The organism is Bacteroidota bacterium (assembly GCA_023957335.1).
Taxonomy (GTDB): Bacteria; Bacteroidota; Bacteroidia; order NS11-12g; family UBA955; genus JALOAG01.
This window is the reverse complement of record JAMLHC010000003.1, coordinates 193,389-216,122: the sequence shown is the minus strand read 5'-3', so window position 1 is coordinate 216,122 and position 22,734 is coordinate 193,389. Positions and strand designations below refer to the sequence as shown.

Here is a 22,734-nt window from a genome sequence, read left to right as displayed (position 1 = left end):
TAAATGGTGCCATATTTTTTTTAACTTCTTGTATGATGAGAAATCCATTTCTTATATTATTTTTGGCTATAGCCTACTTTGCTAATGCACAAGAGCACGAATGGGTAACCACTTTATTTGCCCCCAATAAAATACAGATCCCTTTTTTACCTACCATGGCAATGTCCTTGGATAGCAATAATAACAGTTATGTACTAGGAGCGTTTAGCCCTGATTTTGTTATTGATAAAGATACAATTCTTCATAATGGTGGTGGCTATTTGGCAAACTCATTCGTTGCAAAATTTAACCCTTCGGGTGATGTTAAGTGGGTAAATACGATGTACTTATATACTAATTCTATTGACCCAACCTCTCTTAGACTTTTTGCTTATAATATCAATACGATTTCAGATAATAAGATAATAGTTCATGGTTATTTCCAGAGAGGCGGACTTGCTGCTGAATCTAATGTAACTACAATATTAAAGTTAAGTAAAACAGACAGCATAATTAATACAAATAGTAACAATCAAAATATTATTGGGTTTTATGCGATATACGACAGTATAGGAAACGTGATTAAATGCAATAAGTTATTTGAGGGTGGATTATCTTCGTCCAATTTAAATGGTCAAGTAGCTATTGATGATCAAAAAAATTTATATATCCTAACTCAAATTAATAAAGCCACATCGGGAACTTTCTTTTCTAATAAAGTAGATACAACGGTTAGTTATCAAGCTAATCAAACTATGTTATTAGTTAAGTTTACTGCCAATTTTGATAGTATCGCATGGTGTAAAGTATTATCAACTCATACAGGTGTAAACTATTACAAACCTTCTAGAATGAGCATCGGTTTAAATGACAATAATGTATATATAGCATCATTCATCCATACAGTTGGGTCAGGGACAATTACAATAGACTCCATTGACTATTCACAATTTATAACGAATAATTTTACGAAAGGTTTTTTAACTGTGCTTTCTCCTCTTGGAAACTTTATTCACAAAGGTTTTATCAATAATGATGTTACGCAACAAGATAATATTTTTGACATTTTTGCAGTTGACACAGGGAGAATATACATAACAGGTTATGTTCAAGACAGTATGTTATATGGAGGGAAATGGTTTACATCTTCTGGTGTATCGTCTTTTGACATTGCGTATCCATATATTGCAAAATTGAGTATTAGTAAAGCTAACTGGATAAAACTTACACATAATAAGACCGTAACTGCTTTTAGTAGTACATTTTTCAATAGTGGTTTTAATAGTAGAATAGGGTGCGATAAACATGGTTTTGTTTATTCATATTTTGATTATCAAATTAACGTACTTTCAATGGGTGGGTTAACAGACAGTTCAATGGGGAAAACAGGATTTGTTAAACTAGATAGTTTGGGCAATGCTTTGTGGTTACGATCTGGTGTTAATACAATTGATATGAAGTCTGATATGGATAATAGTCTTGTATATTGCGGTAATTATGTTGATACTTTATCATTACCTCCTTTTACTTTGCCATATTCACAGAGTCAGTCAGGTTTTATAGCGAAGGTAAATGACTATTCCATCACTCGTGGAGAGGTCTCTGCTGGTCCATATTGTGCTGGCGACAGCATGGATATTCCTTATACAAGAAAAGGGAAGTATGACCCCGACAATTGGTTCATCGCCCAACTAAGTGATGAAAATGGTAACTTTGATGACACAAGTAAAGTCAGAGAGCTTGGCAGAGTAAAATCAACAGAAGACAGTACAATAAGGGGAGAACTTCCCTTGTTCCAAGTTGCCAGTTCTGGGAATTACCGAATCCGTGTAATCAGCACTAGTCCACCTGTTCAGAGTTTTTATAAAAGAGATAGCCTTCGACTCCTTATTTATTCCCGCGATAAAGCCGACCCCGGACCACCGGAATTAGCTTGTTTTGGAGATAGTTTTCAGTTACACACCTATGGTGGAACGGTTTGGGAATGGTCGCCAGCCTATTTGATGGGTGACTCAACATCAAGAACACCAAAGGTTTTGGCTTTGCAAGATACTGTTTTTAGAATTGTGATTTCCGATACTTCTGGTTGTGGAGAGCCAGATACGGCTTTCAAAAGAATTATTATTCGAAATAATCCCAAAGTTGATATCACAGACAGTTTCAAAGTGTGCTTAAACGAGGAAGTAGCCTTGAGTGCATCTTTCAGAAATGGCGATACTTTAGGCTATAAATGGACTTGGTATAATATTGTTAAAAACAAAGGCTGGAGCGAGATTGCGCGTGATTCATTTGCTTTGCTTGATACACTTTTATACAAATATAATAATACCACAGCAACGCGAAGATTAGCAATCGTTTTGGATGATAATTGTTCAGTAATAAAAGACACAGCTGAGTTCGTTGTAACCCTAAAACCAATAAAAATAAAAGGCAAAATTTCGACTCTTGACAGCTTACAGTGTGACGGCAGTTTGGTTGAACTATTTGGAAATATTTCTGGTGGAGATAGCGCAACTTACAGCTGGGAATGGTTTGAAGTGGATGTTTCGGATAAATTTCATTTCTTAAATTCTGGTCAGAATAAATTTGCAGACACAATCAGCGTTCAATTAAACAAAAGTATTTTTGATTCAAGGAAATTTGCTTTTGTAACAAAAGATGAGTGTTTGCCATATATTGACAGCAGTTTTATTGAACTGAAAATCGATCGCAGAGTTCCAAAATCTGTTGTATTTCCACGAGATACAGCAATTTGTCCAAGCACTTCTGCTGAAATTACAGCACAAATTTCTGATGGCAGTGGCAAAGGTTTTAGGTGGAAATGGATTGATGAAAAGGGTAATATTTTAAGCCAAGATAGCGGCAATGTTTCTGAAACAAAAACCACAATAAAACCAATTTTCAATAGCCAAGACAGCCAAAGGTTTTGGTTCATAGTTGAGGACATTTGCAGCCCTGAAAGTGACACGCAAGAATTTGTAATTTCACCACTTCCACCTTTGGAAATCAGCGAATTATATTATGGCAACACCTTGCTAACCAGGACAAACGGTATGCTGAGCGGAGTCGAAGCATGCTTCAAAGAGCTTTTAAACTTCACTGCAAATGGAAAAGGCGGAACAGAACAAAAATACCAATGGAACTGGAAAATCCTAAACCCAATCAATGACGTAATGCTGAACTCATTTCAGCATTTGCCTGAGGGAAATTCGGATAGTTTAACTGATTACGAACCGTCAGAACTATTGAGAAAATTGCTTGTAACTCTTACTCTTCATAACGGTTGCATGGAAAAAGGAGATAGCATTTCATTTGAAGTAAAAATCAGAGAACCACTAAAAGCACAGATTTTAAATTTTGCTCAAAAGAGCGCGAATGACACTTCGGTTTGCTCCGGAAGTGAATTAAAATTCTTTGCAAATGGAACGGGTGGTGTAGAGGAAGACTATGAATTTACTTGGCTTTTGGACGATGAAGAAATTTCAAAAGGAGATTCAGTTGAAATCAACTCCAAGGACTTTAAAAGTCCTGATGCAATTTTAACTTTAATTCTACAAGACGATTGCTCGATTTTGGCTGATACACAAAGGATAAATCTTCACACACTTCCAGAACTCAAAGCTGAATTTTCAGCACCAGATACAATCTGCTTGGGCGAGGAGATTTCCCTCGCAGCACAAGGTTCAGGTGGAATTGAAAATCAATATCAATTCACTTGGCTTCACAAAAAAGATGATGGAACTCTAGAAGTTCTCAAAAACGCTGAAACGCTTGATTTGAATAGTAAAACACTAATTTCAGAAAGCCAATATTCACAATTTAACACCCGTGAAATCCTTTTAGTTTTGAGAGATAATTGCAGTTCTCCGAATGATACTTTTTCAAAGAAAATAATCATCCGACCTGAACTCAGTTTAACACTTTCAAGCTCCACAATTTGCGCTGACCCAAATGCAACCCTAACTGCAAATCCAAAAGGCGGAAATCCAAATTCATATTCAATAGATTGGTTTGATAAAAATGGAAATTCACTTGGAAATGGATTGACCCAAACCGCCATTCCAGAAGGCTTTGACAGGTTTAGCGCAACACTTTCAGACAATTGTTCAAGCGAAAATGCAACCGCTGAAATCAAAGTTGATAGAGTTCCGGAATTGCTGACTTTAGAAAACACTCCAAGCGAAGGCTGCGAGCCGCTTCCTGTAGATTTTACATTACAAACCAATTATCCTGACAAATATGGTTTTACCCTCAGCTTTGGCAACGGAGACTCCACCCACACGTTTGAAATTCCACCTACGCTGCATTACACATATCCCCACGCAGGACACTTCATTCCCTTACTCACACTGATAACCGCAGGTGGCTGCCAAGCACAAGTGAGCGGACAAGCCATAGAAGTCTATCCCAAACCCTTTGCGGACTTCGGCTATCAGCCCGAAGAACCGGACATGGACAATCCCTTGGTGAGTTTTCAGAACCGCAGCACGGGAGCGGTGTCATATCAATGGGACATAACACCCTTTGGCACGTTCACGGACGAAAACCCAGTTGTAACTTATAGCGACACCGGCTATCACAACGTTCGGCTGATTGCCGTGAGCAGCCACGGCTGCCGTGACACGTCAGACTCGCGACTTTATATCAAAACGAACTACCGCGTTTTCTTCCCAAGTGCATTCTCTCCCAACGGAGACGGCTTGAATGACATGTTCAAACCCATTGTGCGCGGGTTCTCGGAATTAGACTTCAAGGTTTACAGCCGCTGGGGCGAACTGTTGTTCCACAGCCGCTCAGACGAGGCATGGGATGGCAGCAGCCAGGGCGTTCCGGTACCGAACGGAGTGTATGCCTTCACCCTGCGTGTGGTCAACGTCTTCGGAGAAACACAGTTCTTTACCGGGACGGTTACGGTGGTGCGGTAGTGCTTGTTTTATTATCACAAAATATTTTGTTGCATAGACACACTCCCATAGTAACAGAAACAGGGTAATTTGTTATTATTAAAAAAATAGTATTAACTTTGAAGTTCACTTAGTCAAATACTGATATGAAACAATTACTACAAAATCAAAGATTAAACGCGGTTTACAATGCAGGTCCATTGCCTGCGACTCTATGGACAAAAGCAATTATCTTGTTTCTGCTGTTAGGCTTTTGGCGAACGGGCGGGGCACAATCACTGTTTGCGCCAGGAAACCCACCCTTTTTGGGAGATGCACCTGTGGGGATTAATTTACCTCCTATGATATTACCTACTGCAGACCTGCATGTTAATGGAACAGTAAGATTTGAAAACCTTCCTCTTTCATTTGGTCTGAACCGATACCTGACAACAGACCCGATAGGAAATCTCTCTTGGCAGAATGGTATTGGCGTGCAACAGGGGTTAGCCTTTGGACAGACCCTGTTTTGGGACAATACAGACTGGCAAGCTACCAGTTTTTTTAACGTTAACCCTGGAACACATAGCATAGGTATTGACACTATAAATCCGCTTGGCAAGCTGCATATTAATGAAAGCGACCCTATTGGAGTTAATTATTTGAGGTTTACAAGACCCGCAGGAGGAATGGCGCCAATGTCGGAGGCTTGCATAGGTCAGGACGGTAGCTCAAATGCACTTCAAATCAAACAAGTTGCGCCTTATGATATACACCTATCTACATGGAATGAAACAGCTATGATACTAAAAGGAATGACTGGGTTTGTTGGCATAGGAGAAATACTCAATCCTCTTGACAGACTGCATTTGGAAGGGGACACATCAGGAAGGCTTATGACTGATAATTATATCAGGTGGACAACATTGCATGCACCAATAGGGGCACAGATTGGCTATGAAAAAGGGTCTTCTATTTTCCAAATCCGTCAAAATCAAAATAGTAACATGGAGTTTTGGACACATCGCACCAGAAGAATGACTATTGATAATACCGGCTGGGTGGGGATTGGGACAAATGCACCATTAGGGGTTATTGTAAATGATGAAAGCGACCCTGGTGGTGGCTGGACACCAACTGGAGGTACTTGGTCTGCAAATCCAAGGTTCAGTGTATCGGGAGGTGATATAGAAGTTGATAGTGGTTTGTATGCAGGAGGGAGTGTTTTCATTCAATCTGACCGCAGCCTGAAAACCAATATATCCAAACTGGACGACTGGCGGAGAATATTGCGACTGCAAGCCTATTCCTATAACTACATAGGGAAAGAAAATGCAATGCTTTCTTATGGTTTTATGGCACAGGATGTTTCGAAAGTGTTACCTGAATTTACTGCCACATGGCGAGGAAAAGGAGCCGTGAACTACATCGGCTTTATCCCTTTTCTTACACAAGGAATACAGGAGCACGATGCTAAAATTGAAGAGTTGAAAGTTGAAAATGGAGAATTGAAGACAGAAAACCAAATTTTGCGAGCCGATTTGGAAGCGGAAAGAGTTAAGAACGAGCAGCAGGAAAAAAGGATAGCTGCCTTGGAAGCATTTTTTTTCAAGCAGCAGGGCAACACTAATCCTAGCGGAAACGAAAATGGCAAGGGTGGCAACGGAAGTTTAGGACAGATAGGCAAATTGACCGAGCAACCCGCTTTGGAGCAGAACGAGCCTAATCCTTTTTCTGAAACAACTGTTATCCGTTATTTTCTGCCAGAGAACTATACTAATGCTAAGATTGAGGTACGGAATACAGAGGGGAGAATAGTAGGCAGTTTTCCTGTTTCTCATGCAGGAAATGGAAATATTGTCCTTTCTGCGGGAGTATTAGCATCAGGGACTTACTTTTACTCTCTAATTATTGATGGGCATACTATTGAAACTCTAAAAATGATTTTGCTAAAATAATTTTATCACTTGTGTTTGGGAGGAGAGCAGTATGTTTTCCTCTCTTTACTGTATTGTTTTGAAAAAAATAGTTTTCATATTGTTCTTGCTATTGTGTAGCAGTATCCACGCCCAAATGCACGAGTGGGCAAAGTCTTTTACGGCAAAGCAAAATTCTGCCAATTCCCACAACACCGTATGGGGGCTGGACATTGACAGCAACGACAATTCCTATGTTGTGGGGATATGTAGGGATTCGTTTTTTATAGACACCTTTAAAATAGGAGTGGGAAGCCAGCTACACCACAATTTTGGTTTTACAGCAAAAGTAAATACAGACGGAGAGGTGCAATGGGTGCGCACCCTGTATACCAAACGAATGGTTGCTAAGGGTGACGCAATTAGTTTACACTTGTCTAACATACGTGTGCTTACTTCCAACAGAATCGTAGTGTACGGACGAGTGTATAACGCTTCTAATTCCGATAGTGTTGCGGTACTATTAAGCCCAAATGACAGTCTTGTTTCCGGGGCGGGTACTGATATGATTTTTATAGCCGAGTACGACAGTCTTGGGAGACTAACCTATTATCAGAAAATAGTGAATGCTTACAGCGCTGGGGCACTTAACTTTACAGGCTTATTGGAAAAAGATAAGGATAACAATGTGATGCTGGCTCTTGTTATGAGAGAGGGTACTATTTATACACGAAACGCAGGCACATCATTTTCAGAAAACTTTATGACCTCTTTGCTTTTAAAATACTCGCCCAATTTTGACTCTCTTATTTGGGTAAAACAACCTGTAACAAGTCAAACGAGTAATAGTCAGCCGTTTCATATCTTAAAAATTCGTGCAGATTTGCACGGCAACCTTTATGTTGTTTCTAAATTCAGTGAAAGCACAAGAGAAATTAACGGTGTGACGTATAGTACGAATTTGCCCAATAATGGTACGGCAAAAGGTTTTCTTATGGTCTATGATTCGGTGGGGAATGTGCTGTTTGCGGATTTTCTTCATAACAAACTGAAGCAGCAAGATAATATAGCGGATATAATAGCCATTGACACAGGGAATATTTACATGGTGGGGTATGTAGAGGATACACTGATAAGAAATGGTGTGTCGTACTATGTTACCAAAGGATTGCCTCCTGATATCCCCCAGCCGAATTCTACAACAGTATTTCCTTATGTTATAAAAATGAGCCTGTCGCAGGTGGACTGGGTAAGAATGCCACAAAAGAAAATATCCCTTTCTAGTACATTTTCCAGAAATATTTATTCAGATGTAATCCGAACAGACTTTAGGGGGAATATATACACAAAATTTGAATACGGGTACAACAACAACATTGCAATCGGGGAACTCGCTGATACGTTGATCGCACAATCACAATCTAGAATAGCTATGTTTGTCAAATTTGATACCCTTGGCAATGCCCTCTGGCTAAAATCAGGTGTTGCCGCAACAGATATGTCCCCAAATTCACGTAGTGAATTGGTTTATTGCGGATCGTATAACGGACAGTTAGAATTAGACCCATTCATACTTAATTCTCATAATTCTCAACGGACCTCAGGTTTCCTCGCCAAAATCACCGACTACTCCATCACTCGCGGAGAAGTTCTATCGGGACCATATTGTGCTGGGGATACTTTCCTAGTGCCTTACAGCAAAATGGGCAACTACGACACCGCCAATTATTTCATAGCGGAGTTGAGCGATGAGAACGGCAACTTCGAAGGCGGGGAGAGAGAACTTGGTCGAATAAAATCCACCGAAGACAGCACTATTACAGGCAGATTGCCCTTGTTCCAAGTAGCCAGCTCCGGCAATTATAGGATAAGAGTAAGAAGCACCCACCCTCCCGTACAGAGTTTTTACAAGTTAGACAGCTTACGTTTATTGATTTACTCCCGCGATAAAGCTGACCCGGGCGGAGCAGAAACGGTTTGCTATGGCGACAGTTTTCAGCTAAAAACCTTTGGCGGTACAGCGTGGCAATGGACTCCGGCATACAACATGGACGACAGTACGTCCCGAACCCCCTTTATTATCCCTGACAAAGACACAGTTTATCGCATCGTAATCAGCGACAGCTCCGGCTGTGGAGAAGCGGACACAGCATACAAACGCATCTATGTACGTCCCCACCCAAGAATTATTACAGACAGTCTAATCAACATTTGTTTGAGAGAGGAAATAAATCTCATCGCTTCCTTTACGCAAGGTGATACGAGCGGTTTCAGGTGGACATGGTACAACACCAATGATTTGAGCAGTTGGCAGGAGCTAAAAACGGACTCATTCGCCCTGACAGACACCATTCTGTTCACTTTCCCCGACACATCCGCCATAACACATTTTGCATTGGTATTAGAAGACGGTTGCTCGACTCTACAAGATACGGCATACATTGTTGCCCGCCCTACATCCCCTCTTTTAGCGGACATAACGGACAGTTTGGACAATATTTTAAGCGAAGTCAAAGGCTGTTCAGGACAAACCTTAACCTTTGTCGCCAAAGGGACAGGAGGTTTGCCGTCCGTCTACACATACAGTTGGACAGGCACACCGGACTTGACCCTCAGCAATTCGGACAGCGCAGTTGTCAGCGTGCAGCTATTTAATCCCGGCACGAGCGACAATGTCCAACAACTCCGGCTCGTCATGACAGACGGCTGCATGCCCTCCGACACAGCTGATATCACGTTGCGAATCCGTCCCAAATTATCCGTTCAAATGTTCGATCAAGACTACGCCCCTGCAAATGACACATCCGTTTGCTCAGGAAGTGAATTAAAATTCTTTGCAAAAGGAATAGGTGGAGTTGAAGAAGACTATGAATTTACTTGGCTTTTAGACAATGAGGAAATTTCAAAAGGAGATTCAGTTGAAATCAACTCCAAAGACTTTAAAAATCCGGATGCTATTTTGACTTTAATTTTGAGTGACGATTGCTCAGTATTAGCTGATACTCAAAAAATCAATTTACATACTCTTCCGGAACTCAAAGCTGAATTTTCAGCACCGGATACAATCTGTTTAGGCGAGGAAATTTCCCTCACAGCACAAGGTTTTGGGGGAGTTGAAAATCAATATCAATTTACTTGGCTTCACAAAAAAGATGACGAAAGTTTGGAAGTACTCAAAAACGCTGATACACTTGATTTGAATAGCAAAGCGCTAATTTCAGAAAGCCAATATTCACAATTTAACACCCGAGAAATCTTTTTAGTTTTAAGAGATAATTGCAGCTCTCCGAATGATACTTTTTCGAGGAAAATAATCATCCGACCTGAACTCAGTTTAACACTTTCAAGCTCAACAATTTGCGCTGACCCAAATGCAACCCTAACCGCAAATCCAAAAGGCGGAAATCCAAATTCTTATTCAATAAATTGGTTTGATAAAAACGGAAATCCACTTGGAAATGGACTAACGCAAACTGTTTCTCCAGAAGGCTTTGATAAGTTTAGCGCAACACTTTCTGATAACTGTTCAAGCGAAAGTGCAACCGCTGAAATCAAAGTTGATAGAGTTCCAGAATTACTAACTTTAGAAAACACTCCAAGCGAAGGCTGCGAGCCGCTTCCTGTAGATTTTACATTACAAACCAATTATCCTGACAAATATGGTTTTACCCTCAGCTTTGGCAACGGAGACTCCACCCACACGTTTGAAATTCCACCTACGCTGCATTACACATATCCCCACGCAGGACACTTCATTCCCTTACTCACACTGATAACCGCAGGTGGCTGCCAAGCACAAGTGAGCGGACAAGCCATAGAAGTCTATCCCAAACCCTTTGCAGACTTCGGCTATCAGCCCGAAGAACCGGATATGGACAATCCCTTGGTGAGTTTTCAGAACCGCAGCACGGGAGCGGTGTCATATCAATGGGACATAGCACCCTTTGGCACGTTTACGGACGAGAACCCAATTGTAACTTATAGCGACACCGGCTATCACAACGTTCGGCTGATTGCAGTGAGCAGCCACGGCTGCCGCGACACGTCAGACTCTCGACTTTACATCAAAACTAACTACCGCGTATTCTTCCCAAGTGCGTTCTCTCCCAACGGAGACGGTTTGAATGACACGTTCAAACCCCTTGTGCGCGGGTTCTCTGAATTAGACTTCAAGGTATACAGCCGCTGGGGCGAACTGTTGTTCCACAGCCGCTCAGACGAGGCATGGGATGGCAGCAGTCAGGGCGTTCAAGTGCCGAACGGAGTGTATGCCTTCACCCTGCGTGTGGTCAACGTTTTCGGAGAAACACAGTTCTTTACAGGAACGGTTACGGTGGTGAGATAATGGACTGGAAATAAGTCAATTTTACTAATTTCGCCCGCTATGGATTTCTTCTCAAATCCCATTGAAGTTGCGTCTGTGTTTTGCTCCTTGGTGTTTATTGCCGGTGTGGCAAGACAAAAGATTTGGGCATGGGCTTTTGGTATTGTTGGATCATTTCTGGCTTGTATTCTCTTTTTTCAGGAAAAACTTTATTCTGAATCATACTTGCAAGGTTTGTATATTGTCTTAGGTTTTTATGGTTGGTGGAAATGGAGGATATTGCAAAAACTGACCGTCAATCATTCTGTACACAGAGCTGTCATCAGTGAATTGCCTTTGGGTATACATGTTGCTTTTCTGATTATCGGTTTTGCTTTGACTTTGCTTACAGGGTGGTATTTTGGACATTACACACAGGCTCACTACCCTTATTTGGATGCTTTCACAACAATTTTCGCCATTATTGCCACTATATTAGAAGCACGCAAGGTGCTCTCATGTTGGTATTATTGGCTTGTTGTCAATCCGGTTTCTGTTACTTTATATATTATTAAAGATTTGCAGCTATATACAGTGTTGGGAATTGTTTTTTCGCTCATGTCTGTATGGGGCTTAGTTTCGTGGAGAAGGGCAATGAGGATATACTAATGTGATAGTTTTGAAATATGCTAATTTTGCCATGTATTATGAAATCAAGATTTGTAATTTTCTTTTTTACTTTGGTCGTGTTTCTGGCGTCTTGTAAGAAAGAGCCTCTGTTTGACCCAAGCAAGAGTAATATCCCTGACCAAAATAACTTTGATGAACTTGAGAGAGCAACCCTGAAAGGTGTTTCACTCATCTATTTCTATAATTCGTGGGACAAGAATAGTGCGGACTTATTGCCGAAATTGGAATCTGTTGCACAGAAACCGGAATTTGATTCAGTGTATTTTGCAAAAGTGGATTTTGATAAGAATCAAAATATTGCCAGATACTATGTAGTACGCGGTTTTCCGGTAGTCATTCTTTTAAAAGACGGAGTTGAAAAAATCAGATATGAGAGCAGCGACCATTCACAAGAAAAAATTGAGAAAGGTCTGAAAAGTTTGCTATAATCCGCTCCGAATAAGGAATTGACGCGCTCGCTCGGCATGAAATTTTTGTACAAAAGTTTGCGACAACTTCCATTCACATTTTGATTCGATAATTTGCAAGACCTCATCCGTATTATTTGCAATATATCCACCTGCTTCATGGAGGAGTTCTCCCAATCCTGCATTGTTATATCCAATAACGGGTGTTCCTAACAAAAAACTTTCGTGTGCTACTCTTGACCATCCTTCAGGTACAGCCGGAATCGATATGGTAAAAAGCGCATTAGCTACACGAGTCTTGTATTCATTTATAGTCGGACAATAAATAATATCATAACCGTATGCCCCCATCGACATGATGTCTTCTGGCGTAGTAAAAAAACAGTAATATCCTCTGTGGCTGAGGCGTGAAGCAATGTCATACAATACTTTGTCCAATTTTGTTGACCACATTCCCAAATGGATATTTAGCTTTTTCTTGGCAGACTTAAATTCCAAGTATCGTTCAGCCTCAAAGAGGTTAGGTAAAAGGAGAACACGCTTCGATGGGATACGTTTTTTCTCACAAAAGTATGTTTGCCAATACTCTGCAACTGTTACAAGAAAGAAGTTTGACCGCATTTTTATTAATCTGAAAATGAACGAATAATAGAATGCTAATGTCTTGTTCTTGTGTAAGCTTGTGGAGTTAAGTGAATGTAAAACAACAAGTACCCTTCTTTTTGTAAATAAATTTCTAAGCAGAACCGGCAACGCACATCTGCCGGGCACTATGGTTATGTCAGCATCGGAAACTTTGAAAAGATGCCAAAACCATTGGCATTTTGTCCATAATCCTGAATGGTAATGCGTTGGTCTTTCAGCGTCAGCATTGACTTTGTGCCCTTGGTCGGTATAATATTGTTGTATTTGTTCAAACCAAAAACGCTCGTGAAAAAAACCACCGGTGTTTTTGGGTCCATTGCTCAGGTATTTGATGCTGAAGGTTTTCAAGCGTATCTTTCCACAAAGTCTTTATAAGCGATTGCGATACCTTCCTCAAGACTGAATTTTGGTCTCCAACCTTGTGAAAACAATTTTTCTACATTCATGAGTTTGCGCGGTGTTCCGTCTGGTTTGCTTGTGTCAAATTGCAAACTGCCCTTATATCCAATAACATTTTGTACAATTTGAGCAAGTTCCTGAATTGATAAATCTTCGCCACAACCAATATTGACAAAACCTTTTTCATGATAATTTAACATCAGAAAGACTGCAGCACTAGCCAAATCATCTGCAAATAGGAACTCTCTTCTGGGTGTGCCGGTTCCCCAAATTTCAACAAAAGGTGCTTGGTTTTGTTTGGCTTCATGGAATTTACGTATGAGTGCCGGCAGCACATGACTGTTTTGTGGGTGATAATTGTCGTTCAACCCATACAGATTTGTTGGCATCACACTGATAAAATTGCAACCATATTGATCGCGGTACGCTTCGCACATTTTGATACCTGCAATTTTTGCTATAGCATAAGGTTCATTTGTGGGTTCCAATACTCCGGTTAATAAACTCTCTTCCCTGAGCGGTTGTTCTGCCCATTTGGGATAAATACAAGAGGAACCAAAGAACATGAGTTTTTTTACCCCGTTCAAATAGGATTGATGGATAATATTGGTTTGAATTTGAATGTTATCATAAATAAAATCAGCACGATAGGTGTTGTTGGCAACAATTCCGCCCACTTTTGCCGCTGCCAAGAATACATACTCCGGTTTTTCATTTAGGAAGAAATCTGCCACAGCTTGCTGACTTCTTAAGTCTAATTCAGCAGAAGTTCGCAAGATAAAATTGTGAAATCCCAGTTTCTCTAATTGTCGCTTTAGCGCAGACCCCACCATGCCTCGGTGACCAGCGATATATATTTTGGACTTTTCTTCCATTGCAGGCACAAAGATAATTCAATTACGAATGTTGCAAATGTCTGTAGCGTATTGTTATTCATCGATACTTTCTTAAGAATGAGCCGTATGGGTGCTCATTGTTACATGTTTGACAAATAGTTGCTAATTTTGAAGGCATAAATTCAATTAAATGAAATGAATAAAGTATATAAAAATGCTGATGAGGCTATTTCTGACATTCAATCCGGTACAACCTTAATGCTCGGTGGTTTCGGACTCTGTGGCTTGCCGGAGAACTGTATAGCAGCTTTGGTGAAAAAAGGTGTCAATAATTTGACATGTATATCAAACAATGCCGGGGTGGACGATTTTGGCATAGGCTTGATGTTACAAAAAAGACAAGTCAAAAAAATGATTGCTTCGTATGTGGGCGAGAACGCAGAATTTGAAAGACAACTTTTGTCGGGCGAATTAGAAGTTGAGCTTGTTCCTCAAGGCACACTTGCAACCCGTTGTATGGCTGCCGGTTATGGAATGCCCGCATTTTTTACTCCGGCAGGTGTGGGAACTGAGGTTGCCGAAGGGAAAGAAGTAAGAGAGTTTGATGGAAAAAAATATTTGCTCGAACATGCCTTCAAAGCTGAATTTGCGATTGTGAAAGCATGGAAAGGAGATACGCACGGCAACTTGATATATAAAGAAACCGCTCGCAATTTTAATCCGGTGATGGCAATGGCAGGAGTCATTACCATTGCGGAAGTAGAACACTTATTACCTGCCGGAGAGTTAGACCCCGATATGATTCACACACCCGGTATTTACGTAAATAGAATTTTCCAAGGTACTGATTACCAAAAAAGAATTGAGCAAAGAACAACAAGAAAAAGAATTTAGGATTATGGCACTTACAAAAGAACAAATAGCACAAAGGATTGCAAAAGAACTTCAGGACGGATATTATGTAAATCTCGGTATCGGAATACCTACTTTAGTAGCCAACTATATACCCAAAGGTATTGAGGTGGTACTTCAATCAGAAAACGGGCTGTTGGGCATCGGTCCTTTTCCCTACGAAGGAGAGGAGGATGCAGATTTAATCAATGCCGGCAAACAAACAGTTACAACAGTCAAAGGGTCTGCATTCTTTGATTCCGCTTTGAGTTTTGGGATGATTCGGGCAGGCAAAGTGAATTTGACAGTATTGGGTGCAATGGAAGTGAGTGATAATGGAGATATTGCAAGTTGGAAAATTCCGGGCAAAATGGTCAAAGGAATGGGAGGGGCTATGGACTTGGTGGCTTCTGCCAAAAATATTATTGTTGCTATGCAGCATACAAATAAAGCCGGTGAGTCAAAATTGCTGAAGAAATGTACATTGCCCATCACAGGATTGGCTTGTGTGAAAAGAGTTGTAACTGAATTAGGATTTTTTAATATCAATGAAAATGGATTTGAACTCATTGAAATTGCGCCCGGAGTTACTGTTGATGAAGTAATATCCAAGACAGAGGGACGCCTGACTATTGCAAAATCACTTAAAACGATTGAATTGTAAAAACTCTTTTTTTTTTTTAATTACTGAGTTGCTACATTACCAAGGCAGTTAATATAGTTTAGTATAGAATAAAATCCGTTTGTAAAATAGATAAACACAAATATTTGGAGGATAAATATTTGTTGTTTACTTTTGACATATCAAATTTAACTAAACTTTATAGCTTATGGAAATTAAAAAAATACTAGTCCCCTACGAAGGTTCACCTTCATCAGAGATTGCACTAAAAAAAGCAGTTTTAACAGCCAAGATTTTTGATGCTGAAATTACCGTTGTATTTGTAGTAACAGATTCAACTGCCGCAGCAATGGCAGAAAAAGTTAAAGAAGTGACAGTTGACAAATACCAAAACAGCGGAGTAAGAATGAATTTTGTTCAGAGAAAGGGCAGGATATACAAAGAAATTACAGCCCTTGAAAGAGAAATCGGAGCTGATTTAATCATGATGGGCACCCACGGTGCCAAAGGTTTTCAGGAAAGTTGGATTGGAACTAACGCCTTTCGTGTGGTGAGCTCATCCCAATGTCCGGTGTTGACTATGCAAGAGTTCCCTTATCCGGATACTTTTCAAAAAATCTTACTCCCACTCAACGATACCGACCAAACCCGTCAAAAAATCCCGATGGTTACACAGTTGGCAAGAGGATTTGATGCAGAAGTTGTGATTTTTTGCGTGAGTGCAAGAAAAGACGAAACTACAATTCAGAAACTTAGAATGTATGCAAAACAAGCCAAAGATTATTTGGACAAACACAGAGTTTCTAGTACCTATGCAGAAAAATTTGGGCAGAATGTTGCCGATGCTTGTGTTGAATTTGCAAAAGAAAATGGCGTAGATTTAATTTCAATCATGACAGAAACTGAAACAACCAATAGTTTCTTCATGGGAACCTATGCACAGCAACTTGTGCATCATTCTTCCATACCTGTTTTGTCTGTGCATGCACGTTCGCTAACTCTTGAAGGAGCCGTGTTTGCTTCGTAGAAAGTAACAAGGTTCTTGTAGAAGAAATTACGTATTTACCCTTTTAATTGATGTATTGATATTATAGGGCAAAGCTTTTGCCTTGCCCTTTTATATTTTTGCCGCTCAATTACAAATGAATACGAATCAAAGGTTAAAATTTGCAACTCTTTTCTTTTTCTTAATACTGTCATCTTTATTTTCAACAGCCCAGACTGTCAAGGTTCAAGGCTATATCTGGGATATGCAGACAGGTATTGAGCTACCCTATGCGACAGTTAGTGCCAATCAGCACGGTTCAGGTGACTTTACGGGTGTAGTGTCCGATTTGAATGGATTTTTTGTTTTGCAGTTGCAACCAGGCACTTACAAAATTTCTATCTCCTTTACCGGCTATAAAACGTATGTAAAAGATAACTTGATAATCACCTCTACAGATACAACAGTAAATTTGGGTAAAATTACGTTGAAGTCGGATGCACAGGTTCTTGAAGGAGCTAAGATTGAGGGTGAGAAAGAAACAATGAAACTGGAAGTTGACAAAAAGGTTTTTGATGTGCAAAATAACCCTATGACAACCGGTGGAACAGCAGTGGATGTGTTGAACCAAATCCCTACAATTGATGTGGATATGAACGGCACAATATCTTTGCGTGGCTCATCCGATGTGCAGATATATATTAATGGCAAACCCACTAGTTTTGGAGGTGCAGACAAACAAGCTATTTTACAGCAAATACCTGCTGCCAATATTGAACGTGTAGAGCTTATTAATAATCCATCGGCAAAATATGATGCAGAAGGAACCTCGGGTATCATCAATATTATTTTGAAATCCTCTGATTCCAAAGGTTGGAATGCAAGTGTTACCGGAGGCTATGGTACTTTTAACAGGTATAATGGCTCGGCTACTTTCTCTTATGGAAAAAATAAGATTAAACTTAGTACCACATACGGATACAGAAATAACACCAGTATTTCTACCGGTAATTCCGAAAGATTGAATTTGTTGCTTGATACTACTTATTATTTAATGCAAAATAACTCTTCAACCAGAGGAGATTTGAGTAATACATGGAATGGAAACATTGATTATGATATCAACAAAAGAACTACATTGTCCTTTAGCTGGCTTGGAAGTATTAGTGCAAGAAAAAATCCCGAGACGGTTAATTATTCTTTTGAAGACAAGGCTTTGGCACCTTTGTATGCATATTCTCGATTGGGCAGTGATTTGAGTAACAGCAGAAATGGAGAAATAGGCTTCTCAATTAATCATAGTTTTGATAAAGCTAAAAAACATACACTCCTTTTCCTTGCAAATATGTCCGGTTCCGCGAATAAAAATAATTCACAATACCGACAAGACGAAAACGGAATTTACAGACAATTTCAAAATACAAAAACCAATACAGCAAACATACTTCCTTTAGCACAACTTGATTATACACGTCCTATTGGGGATAAGAAAATGTTTGAGTCCGGGCTGAAATTTTCGATGCGAAAAATTGACAATGATTTCTATGCTGACACCTTGAATTATAATGCAGAAACCTATGATGTTGATAGGAGTTTAACAAATAATTTTATTTACTCTGAAATCATCAATGCGGCTTATGTCAACTATTCTCAGGAATTTACATGGTTTAAGGTCAAAGCCGGAGTGAGGGCAGAACAATCGATTATCAACGGAGATCAAAAGGTTGGCAATCTAACTTTTGCAAGGAAATATATTAATTTATTTCCTTCTTTGTTTTTAACAAAAGAGATAACAAAAGGTCAGGATTTTCAGCTCAGTTACAGCAGAAGAATTAACCGACCATGGATTCACGCACTAAATCCATTTGCAGAGCAATCTGACCCTTATAATCTACGCAAGGGAAATCCCTACTTGAACCCCGAGCTCATTGATGCCTATGAAGCTACGTATTTTATAACAAAGAAGGGAGATTTTATTTCAGGTACTGCTTATTACAGGCAAGTTAACGATGTGTTTCAACGTTTTAGGATGGTGGATGATCGTGGCGTTGCCACAATGACTACAACCAATTTGGATGTGTCCAGAAATATTGGTTTAGAAGGAATTGTGAGAAAGAAAATCAAGGATTTTAGTGCAACCTTAAATTTGAATCTATTCAGAAATCAAGTTTCAGGCAATTTGATGAATTCTGCTGCGTCTGCCATCAACTATTCTTGGTTTAGTAAACTGCTTACGACATATAAAATTAATAAGAATATTGATGTACAAGCATCCTATTTTTTCAGGGGCAAGGTTACCACAGTTCAGGGTACCATGAAACCCATGCACAACTTAGATTTAGGATTTAAGATGGATATAATGAAAAAGCGTGGGACGATTGCGGTTAATTTTACGGATGTGTTTAATACACGCCAATTTTCAATAATAAGCAATGGTTCTAATTTTGAGAGCGAATCTACATGGAAATGGCAATCCAGAGTTTTGACAGTCAATTTTACCTATAAATTTGGCACACTTAAGAACGATTTTGAAAGTAAAAAGACCAAACGAAGAATGGATGATGGCGGTGGTGATGATATGGATTTCTAAGCTCCGTGTACACCTCATTAAGTACGCTTTCAGTGCATAATAGATTCAATTTCATTTGCAATTTTGCTTGTTGCATCAGGAATTCCCATAGACTTTGAATGGGTGGACAAAGAGTCGAGCAGCCGACTGTTTGTTACCGTTGAAATAATTTGTAAACCGAGCGCTTCTATTGCTTCTGCATCTTTGATTAATAAGGCTGCACTATTGTTTGATAATTGCAAAGCGTTATGTGTTTGATGGTCTTCGGTAACGTGTGGAGAGGGGATAAGTATAGAAGGTTTTCCAAGCACGCAAATTTCAGCTATTGTGAGTGCTCCGGCTCTGCATACTACAAGGTCTGCTGCTTGATAGGCGGTGTTCATGTCTTTGATAAACTCTAAAATTTTTACCCCTTCTTGTTCAAGGTTTTTATATTCATTAAAATAGAATGAACCGGTCTGCCAAATCAACTGAATATCAGCCTGTGTAATTGCATACAAACTTTTTTTGATTGCTTCGTTGAGTGTTCTGGCACCCAAACTGCCACCTGTAATCAATACTGTTTTTTTGTCAGGATTCAATCCATAACTTTTGAGAGCATCTTCTTTGGTAATATTACAATTGAACAGGTTGTTGCGCACAGGATTTCCGGTTTTGATTATCTTTTCTTTTGGAAAGAATTTTTCCATGCCTTCATAAGCCACACAAATTTTTTGCACCCTTCTGCTTAGCCATTTATTGGTAACACCGGCAAAGGAGTTTTGTTCTTGTATCAGACATGGTATTCCTCTCTTCGATGCTGCAAAAAGTACAGCTGCGCTTGCATATCCACCTACTCCAATAACCGCATTAGGTTTGAATTTGCGCACAATTTGTCCTGCTTTATAGAGGCTGTGAATGAGTTTGAAAGGTACTACCAGATTTTTTAAGGTTAGTTTTCTTTGAATACCACTAATCCAAAGCCCTTCAATCTTATATCCGGCTTCGGGCACTTTTGTCATTTCCATGCGGTCTTGTGCACCTACAAATAAGAACTCAGCGTCTGGATATCTTGCTTTGAGTTCGTTTGCAATAGCAATGGCAGGGAAAATGTGTCCGCCTGTCCCTCCGCCTGAGATAATGAATTTGTATGGCATAGAAAAGTCTGTGAATTGTGCGACAAATGTAATAATGCAATAATGTTGATGAATCATAAATTGCCCACATGCTAGTTGTCTATCTGTTATTTTTTGTGTTTAAGCATGGAATATGAATTTAAAAGCCGGCAAATTTTACTTTTGCCTAAGCTCATGAATCATATTAAATATTCAATTTTATTAAGTTTTCTTTTGATTACTGAAATCCATACGGTTGCTCAGAATAATACTAAAATAGTGAATGGTGAATTTTATAGAAAGACAGCCTTTGGGTTGGAACAAACAAAAGATTATTTGAGTGGGGATTCCACATTTTTGTTACAATTAACACTTTCGAATGTTGATACTTTGAACACACTAACTGTTGCATGGTACTTGGATGGATTTGAAGGTTCGCAACCACAACGTATTGATTCTATGGCGTTAGGTATTAAGAATGTGCAAAGAAAATTTGCAGTTTCATATTCGCGCAATAGTATTGCTTTCCCGGTGGGTTTTTATTACACAAATGTGTATTTGAATGGAAAATTTCAAGAACGATACTCTTTTAAAGTTTTGGCAGAGCCTGTGTTGTCAGGACAATTTTTGAAATCGGACGGAGACGAAAAGGTAGCTGTCACTCAATGGAATAAACAGGATAAACATGCTTTTTTGCGTGTTTTCTTTGACCGTTATGTAGTTCAGGACAGTAGTCAATTAGAAGCAGTCTTCTTTTTTGAAATGGCAGGTGATGAGCCGCTTTTTTTGTCAGTTTCTAAATATACAATTACGGGAGACTTTAATTATGTTGATTTTCCTTTAAACTTTGACTCGGAAATACCGCAAGGTTATATTGTAGCCGAAATATGGGTGAATGGCGAGTTTAAGAAATACTTTAGAGTAGAGGTTAAATAATCTCTTCTATTAATTGCCTAAATTTGCACCATCATTTATTTAATATTTATCGTTTATGAACTTTCAAACTTATCTTAATCAATTTACCCAAATTTTAGAAAACCCCAATCCATCAGCACCGTATGACGACCCTGCGTTTGTGGAGTACACAAAACTAAACTGGTCAAGGCTCAACAGATGGCTTAAGAGTGGAGAAATTAATCCCGCACTCAAAGAAACAGTTTCAAAAATTAATCGCCCTCTGAACTGGATTGTAATTACTGAACCTTGGTGTGGTGATGCTGCCCACATTGTTCCGTTCTTTCACATGATTGCTTCGCTTAATCCATTAATTAACATAGAGTATGAGCTCAGAGATTCTGCACCATTTACAATCAACGATTATTTGACAAATGGAAGCAAAGCCATTCCGATTCTGGTTGTAAGAGATGAAAACAATAAAGATATTTTCAGATGGGGACCTCGACCAAAATTGGCGCAAGATTTCTTTCTTGATTTGAAAAATAAAGGTACAGACCTTGATTCAACTAAACTTGCTTTGCAGCAATGGTATAATCAAGACAAGGGACAAGCTTTGCAAAATGAATTTGTGCAACTGTTGGGTAATTTAAGCCCCTCAACCCCCAGCAAATAATATTTGACTCCTTAATTTATTTGTAACCAACAGGAATCTCCGTGCCTTTCTACATTAATTAGATTGGGATGGTTCCATATTGGCGCAATACTTTGCGACAATTCAGGGTCTTGGCTTATAAAATAATTGGGCAAAATGGGGCTATATCTGTTTGGATTAGCCAGAATTAACATGGCGAGCATATATTGCTCGTTGTAAAATCTGTTACACATAAACTGCGGATAATCATAAGGCAGATAGATGTCGTGTATATGCACAATTACTCCCTTTTTCATAAAAGGGAGTAATTCCATAAAGCAGACCATTACGTCTGAATTTGGAAAAAGGCGGTGCGAGTTGTCAATAAATAAAATATCATTTTCACCCAACGATTCAATGATAAATTTGTTATCGGTAAGATTTTCGAAAGGTGTCCTGATAACCTTGTCTGCCAAATGATCAATATTGGCTCTGGGAAAAGGGTCAATAGAAATGATTTCAGAGCTTGTTTTATTTTCGGAAACAGATTTTCGCGCCACTTTTGTTGAGTTACCTGAACCTATTTCAATGTATTTTTTAGGTTTGTACTTAGCAATCATGCCATATATACTCACGATGTCAAGACCCGGCAAGAACCCATTGTTCCAAGAAGGATTGTTCTCGTTTTGTTCTGTTTGTGTGTCTTGAATTTGGTGAATGTGTTGGGCGAGTGTCAAAAAATACTCCAAGTTTGCTTTATAAATTGCTCGGTTTTGATTGATTAAATCAAATAATAGTGCATGCGGAGGATTTCCGTGCCCATATCTGGGTTGGGGTTTGACCTTATAATCCAGATGTAGCGTTTGAAATTTTGGAGAAATAAATTTTGCAACTGATTTGATTTTATCTATCATGAAGCAAATATGGATTTTTATTGATAGTGATAAAGTTTCAAAGCAATAAATTTTTCAAGCCACACAATTTTTG

General features: G+C 39.3%; 15 protein-coding genes. 11 read left to right on the top strand and 4 right to left on the bottom strand.

All coding sequences use genetic code 11. From position 1 onward, the window contains the following. Nucleotides 1-35: 35 nt before the first annotated feature. From M9892_06955 to M9892_06935, 5 genes are all read left to right on the top strand, one after another. Entirely contained in the window at nucleotides 36-4,904 is a 4,869-nt protein-coding gene (locus tag M9892_06955) for a gliding motility-associated C-terminal domain-containing protein (GenBank protein MCO5254082.1), read from the top strand. 125 nt (nucleotides 4,905-5,029) lie between these two features. After that, the gene (locus M9892_06950) at nucleotides 5,030-6,820 is read left to right on the top strand and encodes a tail fiber domain-containing protein (GenBank protein ID MCO5254081.1); all 1,791 of its coding nucleotides are present in this window, start codon (nucleotides 5,030-5,032) and stop codon (nucleotides 6,818-6,820) included. A gap of 115 nt (nucleotides 6,821-6,935) precedes the next feature. Then, nucleotides 6,936-11,123 (top strand): gliding motility-associated C-terminal domain-containing protein, encoded by a 4,188-nt coding sequence (locus M9892_06945; protein MCO5254080.1) that lies wholly within the window; start codon nucleotides 6,936-6,938, stop codon nucleotides 11,121-11,123. A 39-nt stretch (nucleotides 11,124-11,162) separates the two neighbouring features. Beyond that, a complete protein-coding gene (gene pnuC / locus M9892_06940) occupies nucleotides 11,163-11,750 on the top strand; it encodes a nicotinamide riboside transporter PnuC (GenBank protein ID MCO5254079.1) in 588 nt (195 codons plus the stop codon). A 38-nt stretch (nucleotides 11,751-11,788) separates the two neighbouring features. Next, nucleotides 11,789-12,199: a thioredoxin family protein gene (locus M9892_06935; protein MCO5254078.1), complete on the top strand. Its 411-nt coding sequence runs from the start codon at nucleotides 11,789-11,791 to the stop codon at nucleotides 12,197-12,199. Here the strand turns inward: M9892_06935 and M9892_06930 are convergent. Together M9892_06930 and M9892_06925 are read right to left on the bottom strand one after the other, a co-directional pair. Then, nucleotides 12,194-13,171, bottom strand: a complete 978-nt coding sequence (locus M9892_06930) for a hypothetical protein (protein ID MCO5254077.1) — start codon at nucleotides 13,169-13,171, stop codon at nucleotides 12,194-12,196. The genes M9892_06935 and M9892_06930 overlap by 6 nt on opposite strands. Beyond that, nucleotides 13,168-14,097 (bottom strand): GDP-L-fucose synthase, encoded by a 930-nt coding sequence (locus tag M9892_06925; protein MCO5254076.1) that lies wholly within the window; start codon nucleotides 14,095-14,097, stop codon nucleotides 13,168-13,170. Before M9892_06925 ends, M9892_06930 begins: the two co-directional genes overlap by 4 nt. A 156-nt stretch (nucleotides 14,098-14,253) precedes the next feature. On the opposite strand from M9892_06925, the gene M9892_06920 reads away from it, so the two are divergent. The 4 genes from M9892_06920 (at nucleotide 14,254) to M9892_06905 (ending at nucleotide 19,146) form a co-directional block, all read left to right on the top strand. After that, complete coding sequence (locus tag M9892_06920) at nucleotides 14,254-14,952, top strand: CoA transferase subunit A (GenBank protein MCO5254075.1); 699 nt, start codon at nucleotides 14,254-14,256, stop codon at nucleotides 14,950-14,952. Nucleotides 14,953-14,956: 4 nt separating this feature from the next. Beyond that, a complete protein-coding gene (locus M9892_06915; GenBank protein MCO5254074.1) occupies nucleotides 14,957-15,613 on the top strand; it encodes a CoA transferase subunit B in 657 nt (218 codons plus the stop codon). A gap of 166 nt (nucleotides 15,614-15,779) precedes the next feature. Then, nucleotides 15,780-16,598, top strand: a complete 819-nt coding sequence (locus tag M9892_06910) for a universal stress protein (protein MCO5254073.1) — start codon at nucleotides 15,780-15,782, stop codon at nucleotides 16,596-16,598. Between the two features lie 115 nt (nucleotides 16,599-16,713). Beyond that, the gene (locus M9892_06905) at nucleotides 16,714-19,146 is read left to right on the top strand and encodes a TonB-dependent receptor family protein (protein MCO5254072.1); all 2,433 of its coding nucleotides are present in this window, start codon (nucleotides 16,714-16,716) and stop codon (nucleotides 19,144-19,146) included. A 29-nt stretch (nucleotides 19,147-19,175) separates the two neighbouring features. Here the strand turns inward: M9892_06905 and murG are convergent, their stop codons facing one another. Then, nucleotides 19,176-20,261, bottom strand: coding sequence for an undecaprenyldiphospho-muramoylpentapeptide beta-N-acetylglucosaminyltransferase (gene murG, locus M9892_06900; protein MCO5254071.1), 1,086 nt, complete (start codon nucleotides 20,259-20,261; stop codon nucleotides 19,176-19,178). 153 nt (nucleotides 20,262-20,414) lie between these two features. Here murG and M9892_06895 point away from each other — a divergent pair, with 153 nt between their 5' ends. Together M9892_06895 and M9892_06890 are read left to right on the top strand one after the other, a co-directional pair. Beyond that, nucleotides 20,415-21,155, top strand: a complete 741-nt coding sequence (locus tag M9892_06895) for a hypothetical protein (protein MCO5254070.1) — start codon at nucleotides 20,415-20,417, stop codon at nucleotides 21,153-21,155. 55 nt (nucleotides 21,156-21,210) lie between these two features. Beyond that, on the top strand, nucleotides 21,211-21,789 hold the full coding sequence (locus M9892_06890; GenBank protein ID MCO5254069.1) for a thioredoxin family protein: 579 nt from the start codon (nucleotides 21,211-21,213) through the stop codon (nucleotides 21,787-21,789). Nucleotides 21,790-21,800: 11 nt separating this feature from the next. Here M9892_06890 and M9892_06885 read toward each other — a convergent pair whose 3' ends face one another. Next, complete coding sequence (locus M9892_06885; GenBank protein ID MCO5254068.1) at nucleotides 21,801-22,661, bottom strand: class I SAM-dependent methyltransferase; 861 nt, start codon at nucleotides 22,659-22,661, stop codon at nucleotides 21,801-21,803. Between the last annotated feature and the right edge of the window lie 73 nt (nucleotides 22,662-22,734).